The following is a 21,633-nucleotide window of genomic DNA, read 5'->3' as shown; positions in this document are numbered from 1 at the left end:
GCGGTTTCTGGAGCCAGCGATCACGGCGGTCCGGCCTTGTAGCCCACACCTCGTACGGTCAGCACGATCTCAGGGTTTTCCGGATCCTTCTCCACCTTGGCGCGCAACCGCTGTACGTGCACATTGACCAGGCGGGTATCGGCGGCGTGCCGGTATCCCCAGACCTGTTCCAGGAGCACTTCACGGGTGAACACCTGGCGCGGCTTGCGGGCGAGCGCGACCAAGAGATCGAATTCCAGCGGTGTGAGCGAGATCTGCTGACCGCCGCGGGTCACCTTGTGCGCGGGCACATCGATGACTATGTCCGCGATGGACAGAAGTTCTTGCGGCTCTTCCTCGGTGCGGCGCAGGCGGGCTCGCACGCGAGCAACGAGTTCTTTCGGCTTGAACGGCTTGACGATGTAATCGTCGGCGCCAGACTCCAACCCCAGGACGACGTCGACCGTATCGGTCTTCGCCGTCAGCATCACGATGGGCACTCCCGAATCGGCTCGCAATACCCGGCATACGTCAATTCCGTTCATGCCGGGCAGCATGAGATCCAGCAACACGAGATCCGGGCGCAGCTCCCGGACCGCTGTCAGCGCCTGCGTGCCGTCACCGACGGTGTGAGGATCGAATCCCTCACCCCGCAAGACGATCGTGAGCATCTCAGCGAGAGCCATATCGTCGTCGACGACCAGAATCTTGGGCTTCATAAGACTATGTTGTCACCTCTCCGGCTCCAATCAGGCCGCCACGCCAACACTCGTGACCTGTCGGCGCACATCCAACCCTATCCACCAACGATTTCCGCGAGCCGCGCGGCAAGTGTTGCCGGATCGTCACCGCTCCGATGCACCCACCACGTTCCGTGCCAGTTGGTTTCGGCAAGCTCACGGTAGACGGTTCCGGTGCGGCGTTGCAGCCCACCATCTTTTTCATAGGCGTCGAGTGCGCGAGTCGCGTCCTGCGTTTCGCGTTGCCGGGCGCGCTCCTCCGCCAGTTCTACCGGAACATCCAGGAGAATTTGGACATCTGGGACAGGTAGGGCGAAGCGTGTGAATTCCAATTCGGCTATCCAGGCCACGATTTCGCCGGAGGCGTCCTCTTTCAACCGCGCGGCGGAGTAGGCCGCGTTGGAGGCGACATAGCGGTCCAGTAGCACGATGTCGTTGTCCGCCAGCAGTTTCGAGAGTTCGTCGCGGGCGTCGGCGCGATCGCGGGCGAACAGCAGGGCCATGCCGTTGACCGAATCGGCGAGATCACCGTGTTGTCCGCGCAAAGCCTCGGCCGCCAGATCCGCGTAGACGGAGACGCCGTAGCGCGGGAAGGCCAGGGTCGCGACGCGCAGGCCGCGGGCGCGTAGGCCGGTGACGACAGCATCGGTCAGCGTGCGTTTACCCGCACCGTCGAGCCCTTCCACCGGAACCAGCGCACCCATGGCCGCGAGCGTACCGAATCCCCCCGACATGGGCTCCCGCGGTTACCGGCGGAATGTCGCTATAGTCCGGCAATGGGGTTTTCGAGGGTGGGATCGAAGCAGCTCGGGCACGCTTTTCTGATCTTGGGAGTGGTGTTCGCCGCGTCCGCGTGCGGGGACGGCGGCGAAAAGTCGGTCCCGGTGTCGAGCTCCGTGCCGTCCCATACCGACCCCGGGCGGGCTTTCGACCTGCAAGCCCATCGCGGCGGCCGGGGCATGACCATCGAGGAGTCGCTCCCGGGTTTCGCCAAGGCCATCGAACTGGGCGCGAGCACCCTCGAACTCGATATCGTGCTGAGCAAGGACAAGGTCCCGTTCGTCTGGCACGACCCGAAAATCCTGCCCGAGAAATGCACCGACACCGGCCCGGCATTCCTCGACGATCTCCAGTTCCCCTACGTCGGAAAACTGGTACACGACCTCACCTCCACCCAAATCGAAAAACTCGACTGCGGCAAGAAGCTCGCCGGTTATCCGGAGGCACAGGAACTTCCGGGCAACAAGATCGCCCGCCTACCCCAGGTCTTCGATCTGGTGAAGTCCTACCCCGGCGCGTTCGACGCGCTGCGCTACAACATCGAAACCAAGCTCGAAGCCGAGCACCCCGAACAATCCGCCACCCCAGCCGAATTCGTAGATGTCATCCTCGCCGCGATCGACACCGCCGGAGCCACTTCGAAAGTCGAAATCCAAAGTTTCGACTGGCGCAGCCTCCCGCTGGTGAAAACAAAGAACCCAACAATCCCCACCGTCGCCCTCTACGACAGTTCCACCTTCAAACCGGAAAGCCCCTGGCTCAGCCCCATCAGCTACGACGACCACCGCGACGACCCGCTAGCGGCCATCAAAGCCCTCGGCGCAGACATCTCCTCCCCCAGCTACCTGAACCCCTCCGACAGCACCGCCAAGCCCGGCGACGCCAACTTCAAGCTCACCACCACCGAGGCATACGTGGCCCGCGCCCACGCCCTCGGCCTGAAGGTCATCCCCTGGACGGTGAACGACAAGGAAGTGATCGCCCTGGTCCTGGACCAAGGCGTCGACGGCCTGATCACCGATTATCCGAACCGTGCCCGCGAGGTCATGACCGAAAAGGGTTATCCCCTCCCGCCGTCTTTCCATAGGTAGCCAATACTGAAACACTAACCATTCACTTCTTGTATGGTTCATCGATCATCACCACACAAGGAGTGCAAACGATGAAATCCCCCCGCACACAACGTATTCCACTGACCACACTGGGTGCGTGCATCATTGCCGCAAGCCTGGCCACCACCGGCGCCGCGGCGGCCGCGCCAGTCATCACCACCACCGAACCGGCCCAATCCACGACGGCAATAGCCGAGCCGGGGGCCGCGACTACCGGGTCAGCCACCCTGGGCGACGCATTGATCTCAGCCGTACGAAATTCGGGATCATCCACAGGATCGGTCGCAAACTGGGTACTCCTACCACTGATCTGCAGCTTTACCGGCGGCACCTGGCGACAATTCAATACCACGATGACCTGCGCCCGCTGACTCGCCGAAGGCAGCCGCGATCATCTACACCGATTATGAAACACACATGCTTCATCTCTTGTAGGGTGCGATCGCACTGGTTCCCCCTGCAAGGAGCACACCTGATGAATTCTCGCTTCGCACACCACATGCCGCGTGCCGCGGTCGGCGCCTTCGCCATCGCCGCCGCCATCGCCACCGCGGGCACCGCCGCCGCGGCCCCGGTCACCCTCGACCCGGCCCCCAACGCCGCCCCGGTCGCCACCAACAGCTCCCCCACCGGCTCGGCCGACTCCGCCTCCGGCGGCTCCGGCTCCAGCAACGTAGGCGGCACCGGCTCCAGCGCAAGCGAACTCATCAACGCGGCCCTGTGCACCCTCAAGGGTGGCAAGTGGGTCCCGATCCTGGACATCTGCCTGTAGGTCGCAGCCCCGACCTACGAACGGCCACCGCCCGCCAGTGCGACCGGTGGCCGTTCGCGTATCCGCACCCAAGAAACTGGGGGCGTCCATTTTGAAAAGTCAATACTTCATAAGTGCATACAGTGCGACGCACCAGTCCCCTGAACTCACCCGAGTCCACCACCCCGCTCCCCTCCCAAGGATGTCCACAATGCGCAAATCCTCTGTCCCGAAACTGATTCCGCGAACAGCGGTAGCGGTATTGGCCCTCACCGCCGTCTGCTCCGCCGGTACCGCCGCCGCAGCCCCGCTAACCCTCGAACCCGCCGCCCCCGCACCTGTCTCCGTGGCCCCCGTGGACAGCGGCGGCGGCTCCATCGACTACGCCTGGCCCTTCCGCCTCATCGGCTCCAGCGATCTCGACACCCCCGCCATGTCCTGCAAACTGAGCGGCGGCTACTGGATCCCCGACCTCGGCTGCGACCACGGCGCCCCCGGCACCAGAACCGGCTCCACCGGCAGCTGATCCCCGAATCCCGCATCGGACTCGATCAACACGGATCCAGCACCAACCCCGAGCTCGATCCGAATCGTCGGCGACGACGCGCTAGCCACCCACAGCTAATTCTTCGACCGCTTCTTCAGGGGTCTCACCCTGACGAACGTCTGCGGAAGCTCTCCCTCATCCCAGAGTTTGTCGAGCTTCGGGAGAAGTTTCGCGACGCCTCGGCGGTAGATCTCGCGCTCCGGCTCCGGGAGGGATTCGATGGGATCGGAGAAGGTGAACTCGCCGGTGTCCGCGGTGGTCCAGCCTTTGAATCGTCGACAGTGCTTGCACCAGGCGTACGAGAAGAGGACTGTGCGACTGCCTCCGTCGTGTCGCCAGATGTATGCGCGCACCGCAATCGATTTGCATGCGGGACATTCTCTTTCGGACTGATCGTCGACAAAGCTGGTGTCGAAATACAGTTTCGTAACCTGATCGCTGTCGTACTCCGTCATCGACCATCCCCCGCCGCGACGCCTCTTCATAACCGGGCGAGTTCTTTCAGAACATCTCGGACATTGTCGATGAGACGCTCGTCGGTGATATCTCCGGCTTCTCGTAGGGAGGGGTCGATGGGGTAGTCCTCCAGGTCGTAGAACACTCGGGTGAGCAGGCGTTCGAATGGGTCTCGTACCCGCTCACCGTTGTCGAGCGAGCGCCGTCTGGCGTCGTACCAGGATCTGGCGAAGTTCGGGCACGTAATCTGCCTACAGGCAAGGGATTTCATCAGATTCAGTTGCTCGGCGACGCCGCTGCCCGGTGGGACGTCGGCGGGTTTGGCCCACGTTCGCATAGCTTTACGGGCGAGCTGAACCTCCGGGCCAAGTTCTTGATCGATGACCACGTTCTCCACGTACCCATCGCCGCGGAAATCCCACCTTCCGGTCAACGGTCGGACGCCGATCAACCTGCCGTGGCTTATCAGCATCTCACACTCGCCGAGCTCGAAATCGCAGTTCGGGCATTCGCACACATATCCTTCGGCCACAGCGGTTTCGGCTGTTGAGTCGCCTAATGCGTGGGCTGTCCAGTTCACGGAATTGAAGGCCGACATCGGGGTCCTTCCGCTGTGCGCCCATGGTGGTCCGCGAAAAGTCTTGTGGCAGGTCGATATTGGAGACAGGTCGGGCCGGTCGCTGGTGCGACCGGCCCGATCAGGTTGTGCTACAGGGTATTCGACTCAGTAGCGGTAGTGCTCGGGCTTGTAGGGGCCTTCGACGTCTACGCCGATGTATTCGGCCTGGTCCTTGGTGAGCTTGGTCAGGGTGCCGCCGAGGGCTTCGACGTGGATGCGGGCGACCTTTTCGTCGAGGTGCTTGGGGAGGCGGTAGACCTCGTTGTCGTATTCCTCGGGCTTGGTCCAGAGTTCGATCTGGGCGATCACCTGGTTGGAGAAGGAGTTCGACATGACGAAGGAGGGGTGGCCGGTGGCGTTGCCGAGGTTGAGCAGGCGGCCTTCGGACAGGACGATGATGGCGCGGCCGGTGTCCTGGAACGTCCACAGGTCGACCTGGGGCTTGATGTTGAGGCGGTGTGCGCCCGAACGCTCCAGGGCGGCCATATCGATCTCGTTGTCGAAGTGGCCGATATTGCCCAGGATGGCCTGGCCCTTCATCGCCTTCATGTGATCGAGGGTGATGATGTCCTTGTTGCCGGTCGAGGTGACCACGATGTCGGCGTCGGCGATGGCCTGCTCGACGGTGACCACGTCGAAGCCGTCCATCAGCGCCTGCAGCGCGTTGATCGGGTCGATCTCGGTGACCTGGACGCGCGCGCCCTGACCCTTCAACGACTCCGCGCAACCCTTGCCGACGTCGCCGTAACCGCAGATCAGCACCTTCTTGCCACCGATCAGAACGTCGGTGCCGCGGTTGATGCCGTCCACCAGCGAATGCCGGGTGCCGTACTTGTTGTCGAACTTGGACTTGGTGACCGAGTCGTTGACGTTGATCGCCGGGAACGACAGCTCACCCGCGGCGGCGAACTGGTACAGCCGCAGCACGCCGGTGGTGGTCTCCTCGGTGACGCCCTTGACGCTGTCGGCGATCTTGCCCCACTTGCCCTTATCGGCTTCCAAGCTCGCGCGCAGCAGGTTCAGGAACACCTTGTATTCATCGGAGTGCGTCTCGTCCTCGGGCGGAACGACTCCGGCCTTCTCGAACTGCGCGCCGCGCAGCACCAGCATGGTGGCGTCGCCGCCGTCGTCGAGGATCATGTTGGCGGGCTCACCCGGCCAGGTGAGCATCTGCTCGGCGGCCCACCAGTACTCCTCGAGGCTCTCACCCTTCCACGCGAACACCGGGGTGCCCTTGGGCTCTTCCTCGGTGCCGTTGGGGCCCACCACGATCGCGGCGGCGGCGTGGTCCTGGGTGGAGAAGATATTGCAGGACGCCCAGCGGACCTCCGCGCCGAGCGCGACGAGGGTCTCGATCAGGACGGCGGTCTGCACGGTCATGTGCAGCGAGCCGGAGATGCGCGCGCCGCGCAGCGGCTGCACATCGTGGTACTCGCGACGCAGGGCCATCAGACCCGGCATCTCGTGCTCGGCGAGCCGAATCTCCTTGCGGCCGAACTCGGCCAGCGACAGATCCGCCACCTTGAAGTCGATCCCGTTGCGGACGTCGGCGGTCATCATGCTGCTCACTGCGGTCGTCATCTGCCTCTCCTGGTCGGCCTGCTTCCCCTGGCAAGGCTAGTCGGTGCCCTGGGCGGGCGACACAACGACGGCAGGGTCACCGCCTCGAGGGGAGGTGACCCTGCCGTAGCCGGGGGTTATGCGCGATTCAGGCCGCGGCCGCCATATCGCCGCCGTGCTGGGCGAGGATGCGTTCGCGTTTGCGCGGCTGGATATTGGCCTGCCCGATATCCCCGCCGTAGTGCGCGAGTAATCGCGCGTCCATGACATAGCGCCACAGCGGCGGGAACATGGCGAGCAGGATCATGGTGGCGTATCCGGCCGGTAGTTGCGGGGCCTCATCGGAGGTCCGCAAAGTCTGGTACCGCCGACCGGGATTCGCGTGGTGATCACTGTGCCGCTGCAGATGGAACAGGAAGATATTGGTGACCAAGCGGTCGCTGTTCCAGCTGTCCCGTGGCGAGCAGCGCGCCCAGTTGCCATTGGGTCGCCGTCGCCGCAGCAACCCGTAATGCTCGACGTAATTGACGGTCTCCAGCAGTGCGATGCCGATGACCGCCTGCAGCAGCAGATACGGCAGGATGCGCGGCCCGAACACCGCGAGCAGCACGCCGAACAGCACCACCGTCATGGACCACGCCTGCAACACGTGGTTCTGAACACTCCACCAGCCCTTGCCTTTTCGCCGCAGCCGCGCGCGTTCCAGCGTGATGGCGGACCGGAAGCCGCCGATCACGCTGCGCGGCAGGAACTCCCACAGCGTCTCCCCCATGCGCGCGCTGGCCGGATCGTCCGGTGTGGCGACGCGCACATGATGCCCGCGGTTGTGTTCTACGAAGAAATGCCCGTACGCCGACTGCGCCAGCGCCAGTTTCGACAGCCAGCGCTCCAGCTTCTCCACCCGGTGCCCGAGTTCGTGCGCGGCATTGATGCCGATACCGCTGACGAAGCCGAGCGTGGCGGCGAGCCCGAGTTTGTCGATGACGGACAGATCGTCGCCCGCCCACATCACGGCCGCGATGACCAGGCCGACCAGTTGCACCGGCAGGAACAGATAGGTGCACCACCGGTAGTACCGGTCATTGCTGAGTAGTTCGTAATCCTCGTCGCGCGGATTGGTGCCGTCTTCCCCTACGACCCAATCCAGCACGGGTATGACAATCAGAACGATGATCGGTCCGATCCACCAGAACACCTCGGCTTTGGTGTGCAGCACCAGCTGTGAAGGCAACAAAGCACTCGCAGGGGCGATGAGCCCCAACACCCACAGGTGTCGTTTAGGGTCCGGCGAACCCGACCGTTTGCCGACCATTTGCACGTTTGCCCCGCTAATTAGATACCTCAGAACTTCGCAGGTAGATATGTACAGACTCTATCCCCGTTACAACACTGATTGGCCGCCAAAGGTGGCAACCGTTACACCATGGGCAGACCCCAGTCGGGCAACTGACCATGTGAGCGCAGTCACCGCACATCACAGGCAAACCGGTGGTGAACCGGAGCTCAGTGCAACCACACGTAGCGAACCTGTGGCCGCCCGGTGCGACCGTAGTCTGTTCGCCGTTCCACCACGCCGTCTTCGGCGAGACGTTCCAGGTATCGCCACGCGGTAACCCGCGAAACGCCGACGACTCGCCCAGCCTCACCCGCGGACACCCCCGCAGGCGCCGCGCGCACCGCCTTCGACACCTCCTCCATCGTCTGCGGCGCAATACCTTTCGGCGAGGTAGTCCGCTGATCCGGTGTGCGCAGCACCCCGAAGGCGCGGTCGATCTCCTGCTGCGAGATCGCGGCCTCCCCCGCGGGCAGCGCCGCGCGATAGTCGAGATAGCGCTCGAGCTTCTCCCGGAACGCCGAAAAGGTAAACGGTTTAAGGAGATACAGCACCACCCCGTGCGCGACGGCGGCGCGCACCATGGCGAGATCACGCGCGGAGGTGACCGCGATGACATCCGGGCGCGGGCGCAGCCCCGCCAGCGCCGCCGCGACGGCCAGACCGCTCATATCCGGTAAACCGATATCCATCAGGACGAGGTCTATCGAATCGTCACCGCGCTGTGACCTTCCGGCGGCGGCGATGGCATCGCGTCCGGTGTGCGCGACCCCGGCAACCCGAAAACCGGCCAGTCGCTCCACATATGACTTATGCGCCTGCGCGATAGCCGGATCATCTTCCACGATAAGGACATTGATCATCGCCGACCGCTTCCATCGGCACTCCCGGATTCATTCGGGGGCGGCTCGGGCAGCGAAAACCGTACTATGACAGCGGATTCCGGCTCCCGCCCGGCACGCAATTCCCCACCGTGCCTGGCCACCAAACGCCGTACCAGCGCCAATCCCAAACCGTGGTGGTCGGTTTTCGTGGAATAGCCACGCTCGGTCGCGCGGCTGAACAATTCCTCCGACATGCCCGGCCCGCTATCAGCAACCCGCACATACAGTTCGGTCTCATCCCGGCGTACGGTCACCTCCACCCAGGCGTCCTCGTCACGACCGACCGCGTCCAGCGCGTTGTCGACGAGATTGCCCAGCAGCGTGACCATTTCGTGCGCGGTGAGCGGTTCGGTGGAGTCCAGCAGCGTGTCACCGGTGACCGTCAACTCCACCCCGTACTCCGCGGCCTGCTCCACCTTGCCCAGCAGCAGCGCCACCACGGCCGGTTCGGCGACCGCACCGGCCAGTCGGTCGATGAGCGCCTGCGACAGTTCGAGTTCCGCCGTCGCGAACACCACCGCCTCCTTGGCCCGGCCCAATTCGACCATGGTGACGACCGCGTGCAAGCGGTTCGCGGCCTCGTGCGCCTGGGCGCGCAGCGCGTCGGCGAAACCGCGCACCGAATTCAATTCCCCCATCACATCCCGCAATTCGGTGTGATCGCGGAGAGTGAGCACGGTGCCCGCGCGCCGCCCGTTCTGCTCCACCACATCCTGATTCACCACCAGCACCCGATCGGCGGTCACATGCATCTCATCGCGCACCACCCCGGATCCCAACCGTTGCAATGAGATCGGCAGATCTGTGCGGGCAACCGCACCGGGTGGCAATTCGAGCAGGCGACGGGCCTCGTCGTTCACCACCTCCGCGCGTTCCCCGCTCCTGTCGAACACCAGCAGGCCCTCATGTATCGAATGCAACACGGCGTCGTGATGGTCGTAGAGTGCTCGCAGCTCGCCGGGGGCCAAGCCGACGGTTTGCCGTAACAGCCTGCGCCGCAACAGCAGTGCGCTCACCGTCGCCAGCAGCAGTCCGGCCGCGGCGACGATCAGGATCATCGGCAGCTGTTCGCGCACCTGCGCACCGATATGGGTGCGGGTGACCCCGGCCGATACCAGCGCCACGATCCGGCCGTCCGGATCACGCACCGGGGTGACCGCGCGAATGGACGGACCCAAAGTGCCCGCGAATGTCTCGGTGAAGGTCTCCCCCGCCAGCGCGCGATCGATGGTGCCGCTGAACGGTTTTCCGATCCGCTCGGGATCGGTATGGGTGTACCGGGTGCGATCCGGGGCCATCACCACGATGAAATCGACCTCGGTCCGCGTGCGGATGGCCTCGGTGACCGGTTGCAGCAGCACCGTCGGATCCGGAGTCCGCACGGCCGCCAGCGTGGCCGGGGACTGCGCCACCGCCACCGCGATATCGGTGACCCGATCGCGCGTGGCGTCATCCTGCGCCCGCCGGGTCTGCAACACCACCAGCGCGGTCGCGACCCCGATGACAACGGCCAGCACCAGCAGTTGCACCACGAACACCTGCCCGGCGACCGTGCGCCCGCGCCTGGGCTCCGTTCTTCGACCGATCACTGCGCCTCCGTGAACAAAACTTACGAAACAGTGACCCGCGTCACTGTCCGGGGACATCATTCTTCACGCAGCGGCGTGAGCGGGCTCACACCCGCGGAAGATGGGGACCGAACAGTAATGAGTACGACGACACCGAACGACACCGGCGGGACGCCGGGCAACGCGACACCGAACACCGCGCCCAAGCGCGATCGGACGCACTGGCTGTACCTGGCCGTCATAGTGGCCGTGCTGGCGGGCATCCTGGTCGGCTGGCTCGCGCCCGGATTCGGCAAGCAGGTCGGCGAACTCGGCACGCTGTTCGTGAACCTGATCAAGATGATGATCTCGCCGGTCATCTTCTGCACCATCGTGCTCGGCATCGGGTCGGTGCGGGCGGCCGCGAAGGTCGGCAAGGTCGGCGGTATGGCCCTCGGATACTTCCTGATCATGTCGACGGTGGCGCTGGCGATCGGCCTGGTGGTCGGCAATCTGCTGCATCCGGGCAGCGGGCTCGATATCGCCGGGCACGCCAAGGAAACCGCCAAATACGTGAAGGACGCGCAGGGCGCGGGCGGCACCTGGGACTTCCTCAAGGACATCGTGCCCACCACGCTGGTGTCGTCGCTGACCGCCGGCAAGGTGCTGCAAACCCTGTTCGTGGCACTGCTGGTCGGCTTCGGCATCCAGGCCATGGGGACCACCGGCGAACCGCTGCTGCGCGGTATCGGACTGGTGCAGAAACTGGTCTTCCGGATTCTCACCATGATCCTGTGGCTGGCTCCCCTCGGCGCGTTCGGCGCGATCGCGAATGTGGTGGCGCGCACCGGATTGGACGCGGTGAAGGAGCTCGCGCTGCTCATGGTGGCGTTCTATCTCACCTGCGCCGTCTTCGTGTTCGGTGTGCTGGGCGTGCTGCTGCGGGCGGCGGCCGGGGTGTCCATCTTCAAGCTGGTGCGCTACCTGGCCCGCGAATACCTGTTGATCGTGGCGACGTCCTCCTCGGAGTCCGCGCTGCCGCGATTGATCGCCAAGATGGAGCATCTGGGCGTGGAGCGCACCACCGTGGGTGTCGTTGTGCCGACCGGGTATTCGTTCAATCTGGACGGCACCGCCATCTACCTGACCATGGCCACGCTGTTCGTCGCCGACGCCATGCACAAACCGCTGTCCTGGACCGAACAGCTCGGCCTGCTGGTGTTCATGATCGTGGCGTCCAAGGGCGCGGCCGGGGTCACCGGCGCGGGCCTGGCCACCCTGGCGGGCGGTTTGCAGAGCCATCGCCCGGAACTGCTGGACGGCGTCGGCCTGATCGTCGGTATCGACCGGTTCATGTCCGAAGCCCGTGCGGTGACCAACTTCTCGGGCAACGCGGTCGCCACGGTGCTCATCGGCACCTGGACCAACACCATCGAACCGGCGCGGGTGCGGGCGGTACTGGATCGACAGTTGCCGTTCGACGAGACCACCATGGTGGACGATCATCCCGCCACCGCCGCACCGTCTTTGGAGAAGAGCCCGGTTCCGGTCTAGCTGCCCGCGTACGCGACCGGAACCATATCCGCTGCGGCGCAATGCCGTACCGCCGCAGCGCGGCAGTCCCGCACCCCACCGGGGTGCGGGACTGCGTCGTATCAGCTGAGCACGGCGTCCAGTGCGAGCGTGGACGCGATGGCATTCGCCAATTCCGCGCCCTTCACGGTGAAATGCCGTGAGTAGTAGGTCACATGCTCCTCGTGCTCATGGAAATGATGCGGGGTGAGCACCGCCGAGAACACCGGCACATCGGTGTCCAGCTGCACCCGCATGAGCGCGTCCACCACGGTCGAAGCCACGAAATCGTGCCGGTAGATACCGCCGTCGACGACCAGCGCGCACGCCGCGACCGCGGCGTAGCGCCCGCTCTTGGCCAAACGCTGTGCCTGCAAAGGGATTTCGAAAGCGCCGGGCACCTCGATCACATCGATCTCGGTGTAGCCGCGATCGGCGAGCCCGATACGGGCGGCCTCGACGGCATTGTCCACGATCTCCGAATGCCAGCGTGCGGCGATGATCGCGACCCGAGCGGAATCGGTAATGGGTGACATGAGTGTTCTCCTGTTCGCGTTGTCACCCAGGGCATGACGACGCGAACTCACCCGGCCGGGCTGCGGCCGGGTAGGAACCGTCGCGTTCTCTTTCCTCCGGACTGTGACCGTCGGCTCCGGGCTCACACCGGAATCTGCTGACCCGCGCGATTCTCGCGAATCGCGCGGCGCTCGCGGGCTCATGCGCACCGGATAGGCCGGACGCCATGACCGCCGGTGGGGATTTCCACCCCGCCCTGAGAACGTCTTACGAATCCGGACTCTATGCGGTCCCCCGGCCGGAATCAACGCGAGGGGCCGCTGAGTGAGCCACCGGACAGGCGGCCGGATCGACCGCCGTTCAGAGCAGCAGTACGTCGGAGTCGGCGGGCAGTGCGTGCACCGGCCACCAGCGCAGATCGTCGGATTCCGAACTGCGCACGGGCACAGCGCCTTCCGGGGCCTTGATCTTGAACAGCAGATCCAGGTGCCGGGTCGGCACACCCAGTGAGCATTTGATCGGATGCGCCTGCGCGCCGTACAACCCGGGCTCCAGGGTCAGCCCCGCGATCCCGGATTCCTCGGTGGCTTCCCGGAACGCGGCCGCCGCGACCGTATCGTCCGATTCCTCGCAATGCCCGCCCAGCTGAATCCACCTTCCGACCCGGGGATGCAGCGTCAACAGCACCTCCGACTCGTCATGCGAGAGCACGATCGCCGAGGCGGTGATATGCCCCGCGGCGTGCTCGCGCAGGCACCCGCGCGGCGCGGAACCCAGGAACGCCAGCATCGCCTCCCGCAGCGACTGCTCCGAACCCGTTGCCGGAGACCACGTTTCGAGCAACTCCACGGCGGACTTGTGCAACGACTCCGCGCTCACAGTTCGACCAGCCCCATACCCGGCTCACGGGGATCACGCGGCGCGAGATCTTCCAGCGGGTAGCCAATGGCGATGGCCCCCAGGGGATTCCAGTCCGGGGCCAGACCGAGCACCTCGCGGGTGATCTCCGGGGCGAAGATGGTGGAGCCGATCCAGCAGCTGCCGATGCCCTTGGTGGCGAGCGAGACCAGCAGGCCCTGCACGGCCGCGCCGACCGCCACGTTGAACATTGTCGCCTCGTTGGCGCGGCGGCGCTCATCCGGATAGTCGTGCGCGCCGTCGGGAACGCAGAACGGGATGATCACCTCGGGGGCGTCGAACAGGATGCGGCCCCGGGAAACTCGGCGTTCGGCACGCTCATCGGAGAGGCCGTCACCCTTCAGATCCGCATGCCATTTCTCGGCCATCGCTTCCAGGAGCTGATTGCGCAGTCCGCGCTTGCGGACCCACACGAACCGCACCGGGCGGGTGTGATGCGGAGCCGGAGCCGTGAGCGCCTCACCGACGGCGGCTCGGATCAACTCGGGTTCGACCGGGGTGTCGGCGAATTGGCGCACCGAACGGCGCATGAGCAGTGCCTGACCGCGACCGAGGTCGATGGCCTCCTCGGTGCCGAGCCAGAACAGATCCTCGACCCCGCGCCGCAGCAGATCCGCCGCCGTCGATCCGTCGTCCACATAGTCCAGTCCGCGCACCACCGCGATCGGGACGCCGCCGAGCTTGCCCTTCACCAGATCCGCCGCGGCCGCCAGTTCATCGGCGATGGCGACGAGGGTGACGTGCAGTTCATTGCCCTGCCCGTCGATCGCGCCGTCGTAGTCGTGCATGACGCGCAGCCCGGAAGATCCGATGGCAGCGTCGATTTGGCCGTTTCGCCAGGCTCGTCCCATGGTGTCGGTAATGACCACCGCGACCTGAATACCGAGCCGTTCGGCCAGCGCGGTGCGCAATGCCTTGGCGCTGGCGTCCGGATCGACCGGCAGCAGCACCAGTTCGTTCCGCTCCACATTGGAGCCGTCGATACCCGAGGCGGCCTGCACGATGCCGAGCTTGTTCTCGGTGATGAGCGTGCGGTTCTTGCGCGCGACCACGCGCACCGCCTCCTGCTGCACGAGTTCGCGCCGCGCGGCATCGCGTTCGTCCGGATCGGTGGGCGCGGCCACGATGCGCCCCTCCACCTTGGAGATGATTTTGCTGGTCACCACCAGCACATCCCCGTCCCGCAGCCAACTCGCCTGCGCCGCAATATGTTCGGCGATGTCATCGCCGGGGCGGAATTCCGGCAGCCCCTCGATCGGCAGGATGGTCAGCGCACCACCGGACGCGTGGTCCCCGAATTCGGGCAATCCCGTTGTCTCACTCATGGTTTCACCCCGGCGATGTCGAGAGCCTGGCGCACCATCTCCGCGGTCGCGGCCGGATCGGTCATGAGCAGGGGCACCGCGCGCACCTCCACGCCGGGGACATCGGCGGTATCGGTGTCGTGGATGAGCCAGCCGTCGAGGATGCCGGTGCCGGTGCGCGCGCCGTAGTAGTTGCCGACCGCCTCGGCGGTGGTTTCCACGCCGATCACCGAGAGGCATTCATCGGCCATGCCGCGCAATGGTTTTCCGTCCACCACGGGTGAGAGGCCGATGACCTTGGCATCGGTGGTGCGCAGCGCGCCGCGGATTCCGGGGACCGCGAGGATGGATCCGACGCTCACCACGGGGTTCGAAGGGGCCAGCAGAATGACGTCCGCGGACTCTATGATTTCCGTCACACCGGGGGCCGGTTTTGCTTGATCCGCCCCAATAGTCACGAATCCATGGGTCTCTACGTTTGCCCGATAGCGGACCCACCACTCCTGGAAATGGATCGCGCGACGTTCGCCAGGGTTCTCCGGGTCACCGATAACAACGTGCGTTTCGGACCGATCGTCGGTTGCGGGAAGCAGTCGCACACCCGGTTCCCAGCGTTTGCACAGCGCCTCGGTCACCGCCGATAGCGGATACCCCTGGCGCAGCATTTCGGTGCGAATGAGATGGGTGGCGATATCGCGATCACCCAGTCCGAACCAATCGGGCTGAGCGTTGTATTTCGCCAGCTCCTCCTTGGCGTTCCAGGTCTCGTTCGCATGGCCCCAGCCGCGTTCCGGATCGATGCCGCCACCCAGCGTGTACATGCAGGTGTCCAGGTCAGGGCAGATGCGCAGGCCGTGCATCCAGACGTCATCGCCGACATTGACGATGGCAGTCACCTCGGCCCCGGGGACCAGCTCTCGCACGCCCATCAGGAACCGCGCGCCGCCCACTCCGCCGACCAATACCGCGATGCGCAGACCGGTTCCGGGTGCGGTGTCCGCTTGTTCTCGAGTCACATCCGCACAGCCTAAGCGTTTCGGGCCGGAAGAACCTTCACGGGATATTTGCTGTGAATTTGCTGTTTGATCTGCGGGAACCTTGCCGAACGGGGTCGCGGATGGTAACGGAATAGCTTCGGCGGCTTGACCACCGCCACGCCCGGCGTGTCTAATCACAGGCATGTCATTCCGGGTCCGCGCGAGAGCTCAAGGCGCGGACAGCATTTCGAACACGCGTTCGCATCATTGGAATGGCGAACAGCTCGGGGATGGCCGCGGGACTACGTCGCGGTGTTGGGCCGTCGGTGGGATCGGTTCCGGCGGATTAATCATTCTGCGCTAACACACAGTGAGGAGGCGGAGCGATGGCCGATGAGCTGGCCCCGTCAGAAATTCCAGGCGGTGTATCGCAAACCGATTCCACAGCTGGCGCAGCACCTGGCTTCTGCGCCGATGCTTGGAACGGAATCGAGGGGGGTGAACCGATGACGACGCGGCCGGGGGGCGGCCAATGGGCGAGAGCGCAATATCAGCCCGAACCGCCGCGCCTGAGCTTGATCGTCACGGGCAATGATGAAGCGTTCGACAGTTTTTCCCGCGGTGGTCGTCAGATGACCGAAGCGGAGCAGTGGCAGGAACGGGCGCTGTGCGCCCAGACCGATCCGGAGGCGTTCTTCCCCGAGAAGGGCGGTTCCACCCGCGAGGCCAAGCGCATCTGCTTGGGCTGCGAAGTTCGCGATGAATGCCTGGAATACGCCCTCGCCAATGATGAGCGGTTCGGCATCTGGGGCGGGCTTTCCGAGCGCGAGCGTCGTCGCTTGAAGCGCGGAATCATCTAAGTCGACCTTGCTGCGTACCCAGCGCAGCAAGTTTCAAACGCACTGGGCGGCAGCTGATTTCAGTGCCGCCGTGCGTCCCGGAGTTACTCTCCGGGTTCGGGGTCGATCACATCCGGGTCGACCCCGAGGTAGGTCGCGATCTGCTGGACGAGAACTTCGCGCAGCAGGTCCACCAGGTCGTCAGGGTCGCCCGCGCGTAGTTCCAAGGGTTTGCGGAACAAGACAACTCGGGCGCGGGTCGCCTGACCGTATCGGTCCACCCCTGCCGGGATGAGGCGCGACAGGGGTACCGGTCCGTCGGCGACGACCTCATCCGGCCAGGTCACCGAATCCGGGTGCAGGGGACGAATTTTCGGCACATCATCGACCGCGATATCGAGTTTGGTCAGCTGGTCGTGCCAGCGACTCTCCAGGGGCGCGAACGCCTCCAGGACGAGCCGATCGAATTGCTGCCCGCGCGTGCGCCGCGCCGGAACCGTCGGCGGCAACATCGGCCCGCGCACACCCCGCCCGCGGCGGATCACCGAGCGCGCGGTCGGCGCCGGTCGTTTACGTGAACGGGTCATAACACTGAATCTAACCGCAATCCACCCTCGAGTTGGATTCGCCTCGGCGTCGCTCGCGCAACACCCGGCGAACCGGACATCGACCGGCCGAACCGGACATCTGCTCGAGTGAGGCCGACCTCATTGAGCGTGTCTATCCCCCTCGGCGCGCCCGGAGGGTTACCCTGCATGGCGTGATTCCCATGCGTCGTTGCTGCCGTCCAGGCTGCAAGAATCCGGCCGTTGCGACGCTGACCTATGTGTACTCGGACTCGATGGCAGTGGTCGGACCACTGGTCACCGTCGCCGAACCGCACTCCTGGGACCTCTGCGAGACACATGCCTCCCGCATCACCGCCCCCAAGGGCTGGGAACTGGTCAAGCATGAGGGCGGGTTCTCCTCCGGCACACCCGACGACGACGATCTGACCGCGCTGGCCGAGGCCGTGCGCGAAGCCGGATTGCGCCGCCGCACACCGGAACCCGACCCGCGCGGCTACACCGATTACCCGCCCGCCCAGCAGCGCCCGAATCGCACCGGCAGACGCGGGCATCTACGGGTACTCCCGGACCCGCCCAACTGAGCATCGAAGCTTCGCGGACATGCGCAGCAGCGCCGAATTCGATCCCAGGGCCGCCTCTACTAATGTGGTCGGCATGACAGAGCCCCGCTCCGCCGAGTCCGTACATGCAGTCATCAAGGCATATGACGTACGCGGGGTCGTAGGTGAACAAATCGACGCGGCGTTCGTGCGTGACGTGGGCGGTTCCTTCGCCCGGCTGATGCGAGCCGAAGGCGCGCAGCGTGTGGTGATCGGCCACGATATGCGCGACTCCTCCCCCGAACTCTCCGCCGCCTTCGCCGACGGCGTGCTGGCGCAGGGCCTGGATGTGGTGCACATCGGGCTCGCCTCCACCGATGAGCTGTACTTCGCCTCCGGCCATCTCGAGTGCCCGGGCGCGATGTTCACCGCGAGCCACAATCCGGCCAAGTACAACGGCATCAAGCTGTGCCGCGCCAAGGCGCTGCCGGTCGGGCAGGACACCGGCCTGGCGACCATCTCCGATGAGGTCATCTCCGGCGTACCGGAATTCGACGGCCCGCGCGGCACCGCGACCGAACAGGATCTGCTGTCCGCCTACGCCGAATTCCTGCACAAGCTGGTCGATCTGAGTGACGCGCGCCCGCTGCGCATCGCGGTGGACGCCGGAAATGGCATGGGCGGCTTCACCGTTCCCGCCGTGCTCGGCACGCTGGCGCAGTTCACCATCGAACCGCTGTTCTTCGAACTCGACGGCAATTTCCCCAATCACGAAGCCAATCCGCTGGATCCGAAGAATCTGGTGGATCTGCAGGACTACGTCCGCAAGACCGGTTCCGATATCGGCCTGGCCTTCGACGGCGACGCCGACCGCTGTTTCGTGGTGGACGAGAAGGGCGATCCGGTCCCGCCGTCCGCGATCACCGCGCTGGTGGCCGAGCGCGAGCTCGCCAAGGAGCCGGGCGCGACCGTCATCCACAACCTCATCACCTCGCAGGCCGTGCCCGAGCTGGTGAACGAGCTGGGCGGCAATCCGGTGCGCACGCGCGTGGGTCACTCGTTCATCAAGCAGCAGATGGCCTCCACCGGAGCGATCTTCGGCGGCGAGCATTCCGCGCACTACTACTTCCGCGATTTCTGGGGCGCCGACTCCGGCATGCTGGCGGCGCTGCACGTACTGGCCGTGCTCGGTGAGAAGGACCGGCCGATGTCCGAGATCGCGTCCGCGTATGCAACGTATTCGTCCTCCGGAGAGATCAACTCGACAGTGGCCGACGCGAAGGAACGAACCACCGCGGTGCTCGAGGCGTTCGGTAAGCGAGCCAAGTCGGTGGACCGCCTGGACGGGGTCACCGTGCAACTCGCGGATAAGGCATGGTTCAACCTGCGGGCCTCGAATACCGAACCGCTGCTGCGGCTCAACGTCGAAGCCCGATCGCAGGAGGAAGTAGACCAACTCGTCACCGAGATCCTGGGCATCGTTCGCGCCTGACTGGAATAGTGGAATCACAGAGCTTGGATTCACCAGCGTCTGGTGACCCGATGAGGGGAGGTGGCAACGCCCGATGATCGCTGGGACACCTGTACTCGACCTCGATGACGTCGCCTCGCTGGAGGCGGCCGACACCGGGGGCACCTTGCGCTCTGCCGCATCCGGCGGTGCGCTGGTGCGAGCGACCGCGGCGGCACTCGCCGAGGACGCGCTCACCCGGTTGCGGGATCTGCGCCCGCGCAGTCTCGTCATGGTTTCCGGTAGTGGCCGAGCCGCGCGCGCGGCCGCCCTGCTGCTCGCCGCGCTCGGCGATCGCACCAGCATGCCGCTGGTCGCCGCCACCGCGATACCGCCCTGGGTCGGCCCGCTGGACGTGGTGCTGGTCGCCGGGGACGACGCGGGCGATCCGCGCCTCGCCGCCGCCGTGGACTTCGCGGTCCGCCGCGGCGCCGAAGTGGTGGTCGCCGCACCCGATGAGGGACCGCTGCGCGCCGCCGCGGCCGGGCGCGCCACCATGCTGCCGCCCCGGGTCCGAGTGCTCGACCACAATCGGCTGCTGCGCTATCTGGCGGTCGGGATGGCGGTGCTGGGCGCGGTCGACCCCAATCGCACCGGCCCGAGCCTGCCCGAATTGAACGCGCTCGCCGATCTGCTCGATGCCGAGGCGCTGCGCGACGGACCGCAGCACGAGGCGTTCCACAATCCGGCCAAAACCCTGGCCACCCGTATGCAGCAGCGCAAGCGCATGGTGCTCGCGGGTGATTCGCCCGCGGCGACCGTACTCGCCGCGCATGCCTCCGAGGTGCTGCTGGCCGGCGCCGGGCAGATCACCGCCGCGGTCACCCTCGCCGAAGCCGTTGCCGCACACGGTCGTCTGGTGCAGGCGGCGGGGACGGCCGCACCGGATTTCGATCCGCTCTTCCACGATGCCGAACTGGACGGCCCGGCTCCTGTGGAGCAGGTGCGGCTCTTCGTGCTCAGCGCCGACCCCGATCAATCCACGGCGCGCCGGCGGCTGGCGATCTTCGGCTCCGATGCCGGACTGGTCGACGCCGAACTGGTGAACCTGGACGCCGAGACCGTCGGCGGGACCGAACCGGAACCGGCGGGCGCACCCGCCCAGCCGCTGCCCGGGGCGCGCGGTGAACTGGAACAGCTTGCGGTGCTCGCACTTCGGCTGGAAATGGCCGCCGCGTACCTACGACTACTCGGCGTCAGCCCGGCCTCGAATCCGGGTCGCTATGACGGGGGAAACTACTAGTGCACGAACTCGCTGGTGCGCTGCGATCTTATGCATGGGGTTCGCGCACCGCGCTCGCTCAGCTGTGCGGGCGACCGGTTCCATCCGCACATCCGGAAGCCGAACTCTGGTTCGGCGCGCATCCCGCCGATCCCGCACAGGTGCGGATCAACGGGCACACCCGATCCCTGCTCGAGGTGGTCAGCGCCGACCCGCAACACGAACTCGGCGCTGTCGCGGGCGAATTCGGCGGCCGACTGCCCTTCCTGCTGAAGATCCTCGCCGCCGAGGAACCGCTCTCTCTGCAGGCACATCCGAGCCTGGAACAGGCACGGCAGGGCTTCGCCCGGGAGAACCACACCGGGGTGCCGATCGACTCGCCGATGCGCAACTACCGCGACGAGAACCACAAACCCGAACTCGTGGTGGCGCTGGAACGCTTCGAGGCGCTGGCCGGATTCCGGGAACCGCGCAAGACCGTGCGGCTGCTCAACGCGCTCGATGTGCCCGAACTCAACTCGTACGCCGAGCTGCTTGCCGCCCAACCCGATTCGGCCGGGCTGCGCACGCTGTTCACCACCTGGATCGCGCTGCCGCAGGCCGCGCTGAGCACCCTGCTGCCCAAGGTGCTGGACGGGTGCGTGCGCTATCTGTCCGAGCGTGATGCCGGAAGCAACGGCACGCGTAAGGAATTCACCGCCGAGGTGCGCACTGCACTCGAACTCGCCGAGGCGTATCCGGGCGATGCCGGGACGCTCGCCGCGCTGCTGCTCAATCGTGTGACGCTGGAACCCGGTGAGGGCCTGTTCCTCGCCGCCGGGAACCTGCACGCGTATCTGCGCGGCGTCGGCGTGGAGATCATGGCCAATTCCGACAATGTGCTGCGCGGCGGGCTCACGCCCAAGCACGTGGATGTGCCGGAGCTGCTGCGGGTGCTGGACTTCGAACCCCTGGACCTGCCGATCATCGAGGCGGAGGAACTGGGCGACGGCGTCTTCCAGTACCACACGCCCGCACCGGAATTCGCGCTCAGCCGGTATGAGCTCGGGGCGGACGGCGAAGCGGTGGTCATTCCGCACACCGCCGGTCCCGGTATCGCGCTGTGCACGCACGGCACCATCGCGTTCTCGCAGGGGCGTGACGAGCTGCGCGTCGAATGCGGGCATGCCGCCTGGATCTCGGCCGCGGACGGCGCTATTCGGGCTCGCGCGATAGACGGTCCGGCACAACTGTTCTGCGCGACCGTCGACGAGGACTGAATGCCCTTCCCGTCATCCCGGCCGCGAACATGCCGGGTCGACGGTTGTGGTGCGTCGCGCGGAGCGGCATAGGGTGCATGGCGGGCGGCGTGGATCAGTA

The 21,633-nt window shown here is 65.6% G+C and carries 23 protein-coding genes and 1 riboswitch; of the genes, 9 read left to right on the top strand and 14 right to left on the bottom strand.

Annotated features, from left to right (window positions below; translation table 11 throughout):
- Nucleotides 1–20 precede the first annotated feature (20 nt).
- The gene (gene mtrA / locus ACFC0O_RS35325) at nt 21–698 is read right to left on the bottom strand and encodes an MtrAB system response regulator MtrA (protein ID WP_364639602.1); all 678 of its coding nucleotides are present in this window, start codon (nt 696–698) and stop codon (nt 21–23) included.
- A 77-nt stretch (nt 699–775) separates the two neighbouring features.
- Nucleotides 776–1,423 (bottom strand): dTMP kinase, encoded by a 648-nt coding sequence (locus ACFC0O_RS35320; protein WP_375965821.1) that lies wholly within the window; start codon nt 1,421–1,423, stop codon nt 776–778.
- Nucleotides 1,424–1,495: 72 nt separating this feature from the next.
- Here ACFC0O_RS35320 and ACFC0O_RS35315 point away from each other — a divergent pair, with 72 nt between their 5' ends.
- Complete coding sequence (locus tag ACFC0O_RS35315) at nt 1,496–2,590, top strand: glycerophosphodiester phosphodiesterase (protein WP_375965819.1); 1,095 nt, start codon at nt 1,496–1,498, stop codon at nt 2,588–2,590.
- 22 nt (nt 2,591–2,612) lie between these two features.
- Here ACFC0O_RS35315 and ACFC0O_RS35310 read toward each other — a convergent pair whose 3' ends face one another.
- Nucleotides 2,613–2,942, bottom strand: coding sequence for a hypothetical protein (locus tag ACFC0O_RS35310; protein WP_375965816.1), 330 nt, complete (start codon nt 2,940–2,942; stop codon nt 2,613–2,615).
- Between the two features lie 144 nt (nt 2,943–3,086).
- Between ACFC0O_RS35310 and ACFC0O_RS35305 the strand changes: the two genes are divergently transcribed.
- Both ACFC0O_RS35305 and ACFC0O_RS35300 read left to right on the top strand, forming a co-directional pair.
- Nucleotides 3,087–3,383 (top strand): hypothetical protein, encoded by a 297-nt coding sequence (locus ACFC0O_RS35305; protein ID WP_364639614.1) that lies wholly within the window; start codon nt 3,087–3,089, stop codon nt 3,381–3,383.
- 190 nt (nt 3,384–3,573) lie between these two features.
- The gene (locus ACFC0O_RS35300) at nt 3,574–3,888 is read left to right on the top strand and encodes a hypothetical protein (RefSeq protein ID WP_375965813.1); all 315 of its coding nucleotides are present in this window, start codon (nt 3,574–3,576) and stop codon (nt 3,886–3,888) included.
- A 95-nt stretch (nt 3,889–3,983) separates the two neighbouring features.
- Here ACFC0O_RS35300 and ACFC0O_RS35295 read toward each other — a convergent pair whose 3' ends face one another.
- From ACFC0O_RS35295 to ACFC0O_RS35270, 6 genes are all read right to left on the bottom strand, one after another.
- Nucleotides 3,984–4,364, bottom strand: a complete 381-nt coding sequence (locus ACFC0O_RS35295) for a hypothetical protein (RefSeq protein WP_375965811.1) — start codon at nt 4,362–4,364, stop codon at nt 3,984–3,986.
- A 26-nt stretch (nt 4,365–4,390) separates the two neighbouring features.
- A complete protein-coding gene (locus ACFC0O_RS35290) occupies nt 4,391–4,963 on the bottom strand; it encodes a hypothetical protein (RefSeq protein ID WP_375965809.1) in 573 nt (190 codons plus the stop codon).
- A 126-nt stretch (nt 4,964–5,089) separates the two neighbouring features.
- Nucleotides 5,090–6,565, bottom strand: a complete 1,476-nt coding sequence (gene ahcY / locus ACFC0O_RS35285) for an adenosylhomocysteinase (RefSeq protein ID WP_375965806.1) — start codon at nt 6,563–6,565, stop codon at nt 5,090–5,092.
- A 127-nt stretch (nt 6,566–6,692) separates the two neighbouring features.
- Nucleotides 6,693–7,856 (bottom strand): alkane 1-monooxygenase, encoded by a 1,164-nt coding sequence (locus ACFC0O_RS35280; protein ID WP_375965804.1) that lies wholly within the window; start codon nt 7,854–7,856, stop codon nt 6,693–6,695.
- Between the two features lie 191 nt (nt 7,857–8,047).
- Nucleotides 8,048–8,740, bottom strand: coding sequence for a response regulator (locus ACFC0O_RS35275; protein WP_375965801.1), 693 nt, complete (start codon nt 8,738–8,740; stop codon nt 8,048–8,050).
- Nucleotides 8,737–10,407, bottom strand: coding sequence for an ATP-binding protein (locus ACFC0O_RS35270; RefSeq protein ID WP_375965800.1), 1,671 nt, complete (start codon nt 10,405–10,407; stop codon nt 8,737–8,739). The genes ACFC0O_RS35275 and ACFC0O_RS35270 overlap by 4 nt, the downstream gene beginning before the upstream one ends.
- Before the next feature lie 60 nt (nt 10,408–10,467).
- Between ACFC0O_RS35270 and ACFC0O_RS35265 the strand changes: the two genes are divergently transcribed.
- A complete protein-coding gene (locus tag ACFC0O_RS35265) occupies nt 10,468–11,862 on the top strand; it encodes a cation:dicarboxylate symporter family transporter (protein WP_375965799.1) in 1,395 nt (464 codons plus the stop codon).
- 101 nt (nt 11,863–11,963) lie between these two features.
- Here the strand turns inward: ACFC0O_RS35265 and ACFC0O_RS35260 are convergent, their stop codons facing one another.
- The 4 genes from ACFC0O_RS35260 to cofD form a co-directional block, all read right to left on the bottom strand.
- Complete coding sequence (locus tag ACFC0O_RS35260; protein ID WP_375965798.1) at nt 11,964–12,416, bottom strand: 6,7-dimethyl-8-ribityllumazine synthase; 453 nt, start codon at nt 12,414–12,416, stop codon at nt 11,964–11,966.
- A gap of 80 nt (nt 12,417–12,496) precedes the next feature.
- A riboswitch (FMN riboswitch) is annotated at nt 12,497–12,664 on the bottom strand.
- A 92-nt stretch (nt 12,665–12,756) separates the two neighbouring features.
- On the bottom strand, nt 12,757–13,275 hold the full coding sequence (locus ACFC0O_RS35255; RefSeq protein ID WP_375965796.1) for an NUDIX hydrolase: 519 nt from the start codon (nt 13,273–13,275) through the stop codon (nt 12,757–12,759).
- Complete coding sequence (locus ACFC0O_RS35250; RefSeq protein WP_375965794.1) at nt 13,272–14,639, bottom strand: coenzyme F420-0:L-glutamate ligase; 1,368 nt, start codon at nt 14,637–14,639, stop codon at nt 13,272–13,274. Before ACFC0O_RS35250 ends, ACFC0O_RS35255 begins: the two co-directional genes overlap by 4 nt.
- On the bottom strand, nt 14,636–15,595 hold the full coding sequence (cofD, locus tag ACFC0O_RS35245) for a 2-phospho-L-lactate transferase (protein WP_364640476.1): 960 nt from the start codon (nt 15,593–15,595) through the stop codon (nt 14,636–14,638). The genes ACFC0O_RS35250 and cofD overlap by 4 nt, the downstream gene beginning before the upstream one ends.
- A gap of 632 nt (nt 15,596–16,227) precedes the next feature.
- On the opposite strand from cofD, the gene ACFC0O_RS35240 reads away from it, so the two are divergent.
- Complete coding sequence (locus tag ACFC0O_RS35240) at nt 16,228–16,455, top strand: WhiB family transcriptional regulator (RefSeq protein ID WP_033089244.1); 228 nt, start codon at nt 16,228–16,230, stop codon at nt 16,453–16,455.
- Between the two features lie 83 nt (nt 16,456–16,538).
- Here ACFC0O_RS35240 and ACFC0O_RS35235 read toward each other — a convergent pair whose 3' ends face one another.
- Nucleotides 16,539–17,021 carry a metallopeptidase family protein gene (locus tag ACFC0O_RS35235; RefSeq protein ID WP_375965792.1) on the bottom strand — a complete coding sequence of 161 codons (483 nt, stop codon included), beginning with the start codon at nt 17,019–17,021 and terminating at the stop codon, nt 16,539–16,541.
- Nucleotides 17,022–17,203: 182 nt separating this feature from the next.
- Here ACFC0O_RS35235 and ACFC0O_RS35230 point away from each other — a divergent pair, with 182 nt between their 5' ends.
- The 4 genes from ACFC0O_RS35230 to manA all read left to right on the top strand — a co-directional run bounded on the left by ACFC0O_RS35230 (nt 17,204) and on the right by manA (nt 21,533).
- On the top strand, nt 17,204–17,584 hold the full coding sequence (locus tag ACFC0O_RS35230) for a DUF3499 domain-containing protein (protein ID WP_375966452.1): 381 nt from the start codon (nt 17,204–17,206) through the stop codon (nt 17,582–17,584).
- Between the two features lie 73 nt (nt 17,585–17,657).
- The gene (locus ACFC0O_RS35225; RefSeq protein WP_375965790.1) at nt 17,658–19,034 is read left to right on the top strand and encodes a phosphomannomutase/phosphoglucomutase; all 1,377 of its coding nucleotides are present in this window, start codon (nt 17,658–17,660) and stop codon (nt 19,032–19,034) included.
- 73 nt (nt 19,035–19,107) lie between these two features.
- The gene (locus ACFC0O_RS35220) at nt 19,108–20,295 is read left to right on the top strand and encodes a tobH protein (protein ID WP_375965788.1); all 1,188 of its coding nucleotides are present in this window, start codon (nt 19,108–19,110) and stop codon (nt 20,293–20,295) included.
- Nucleotides 20,295–21,533: a mannose-6-phosphate isomerase, class I gene (gene manA, locus ACFC0O_RS35215; RefSeq protein ID WP_375965785.1), complete on the top strand. Its 1,239-nt coding sequence runs from the start codon at nt 20,295–20,297 to the stop codon at nt 21,531–21,533. Before ACFC0O_RS35220 ends, manA begins: the two co-directional genes overlap by 1 nt.
- Nucleotides 21,534–21,633: the final 100 nt, after the last annotated feature.

The sequence above is a fragment of the Nocardia sp. NPDC056100 genome, assembly GCF_042266325.1.
Classification (GTDB): Bacteria; Actinomycetota; Actinomycetes; order Mycobacteriales; family Mycobacteriaceae; genus Nocardia.
Note: the sequence above shows the minus strand (reverse complement) of the source record. Positions and strands in the feature narration are given on the sequence as shown.

Excerpts from the sequence above, each read along its gene's own strand:
- mtrA (WP_364639602.1), bottom strand. The coding sequence starts at position 698 with ATGAAGCCCAAGATTCTGGTCGTCGACGACGATATGGCTCTCGCTGAG.
- ACFC0O_RS35320 (WP_375965821.1), bottom strand. The coding sequence starts at position 1,423 with ATGGGTGCGCTGGTTCCGGTGGAAGGGCTCGACGGTGCGGGTAAACGC.
- ACFC0O_RS35315 (WP_375965819.1), top strand. The coding sequence starts at position 1,496 with ATGGGGTTTTCGAGGGTGGGATCGAAGCAGCTCGGGCACGCTTTTCTG.
- ACFC0O_RS35305 (WP_364639614.1), top strand. The coding sequence starts at position 3,087 with ATGAATTCTCGCTTCGCACACCACATGCCGCGTGCCGCGGTCGGCGCC.
- ACFC0O_RS35300 (WP_375965813.1), top strand. The coding sequence starts at position 3,574 with ATGCGCAAATCCTCTGTCCCGAAACTGATTCCGCGAACAGCGGTAGCG.
- ACFC0O_RS35295 (WP_375965811.1), bottom strand. The coding sequence starts at position 4,364 with ATGACGGAGTACGACAGCGATCAGGTTACGAAACTGTATTTCGACACC.
- ACFC0O_RS35290 (WP_375965809.1), bottom strand. The coding sequence starts at position 4,963 with ATGTCGGCCTTCAATTCCGTGAACTGGACAGCCCACGCATTAGGCGAC.
- ahcY (WP_375965806.1), bottom strand. The coding sequence starts at position 6,565 with ATGACGACCGCAGTGAGCAGCATGATGACCGCCGACGTCCGCAACGGG.
- ACFC0O_RS35280 (WP_375965804.1), bottom strand. The coding sequence starts at position 7,856 with ATGGTCGGCAAACGGTCGGGTTCGCCGGACCCTAAACGACACCTGTGG.
- ACFC0O_RS35275 (WP_375965801.1), bottom strand. The coding sequence starts at position 8,740 with ATGATCAATGTCCTTATCGTGGAAGATGATCCGGCTATCGCGCAGGCG.
- ACFC0O_RS35270 (WP_375965800.1), bottom strand. The coding sequence starts at position 10,407 with ATGTCCCCGGACAGTGACGCGGGTCACTGTTTCGTAAGTTTTGTTCAC.
- ACFC0O_RS35265 (WP_375965799.1), top strand. The coding sequence starts at position 10,468 with ATGAGTACGACGACACCGAACGACACCGGCGGGACGCCGGGCAACGCG.
- ACFC0O_RS35260 (WP_375965798.1), bottom strand. The coding sequence starts at position 12,416 with ATGTCACCCATTACCGATTCCGCTCGGGTCGCGATCATCGCCGCACGC.
- ACFC0O_RS35250 (WP_375965794.1), bottom strand. The coding sequence starts at position 14,639 with ATGAGTGAGACAACGGGATTGCCCGAATTCGGGGACCACGCGTCCGGT.
- ACFC0O_RS35240 (WP_033089244.1), top strand. The coding sequence starts at position 16,228 with ATGACCGAAGCGGAGCAGTGGCAGGAACGGGCGCTGTGCGCCCAGACC.
- ACFC0O_RS35235 (WP_375965792.1), bottom strand. The coding sequence starts at position 17,021 with ATGACCCGTTCACGTAAACGACCGGCGCCGACCGCGCGCTCGGTGATC.
- ACFC0O_RS35230 (WP_375966452.1), top strand. The coding sequence starts at position 17,204 with ATGCGTCGTTGCTGCCGTCCAGGCTGCAAGAATCCGGCCGTTGCGACG.
- ACFC0O_RS35225 (WP_375965790.1), top strand. The coding sequence starts at position 17,658 with ATGACAGAGCCCCGCTCCGCCGAGTCCGTACATGCAGTCATCAAGGCA.
- ACFC0O_RS35220 (WP_375965788.1), top strand. The coding sequence starts at position 19,108 with ATGATCGCTGGGACACCTGTACTCGACCTCGATGACGTCGCCTCGCTG.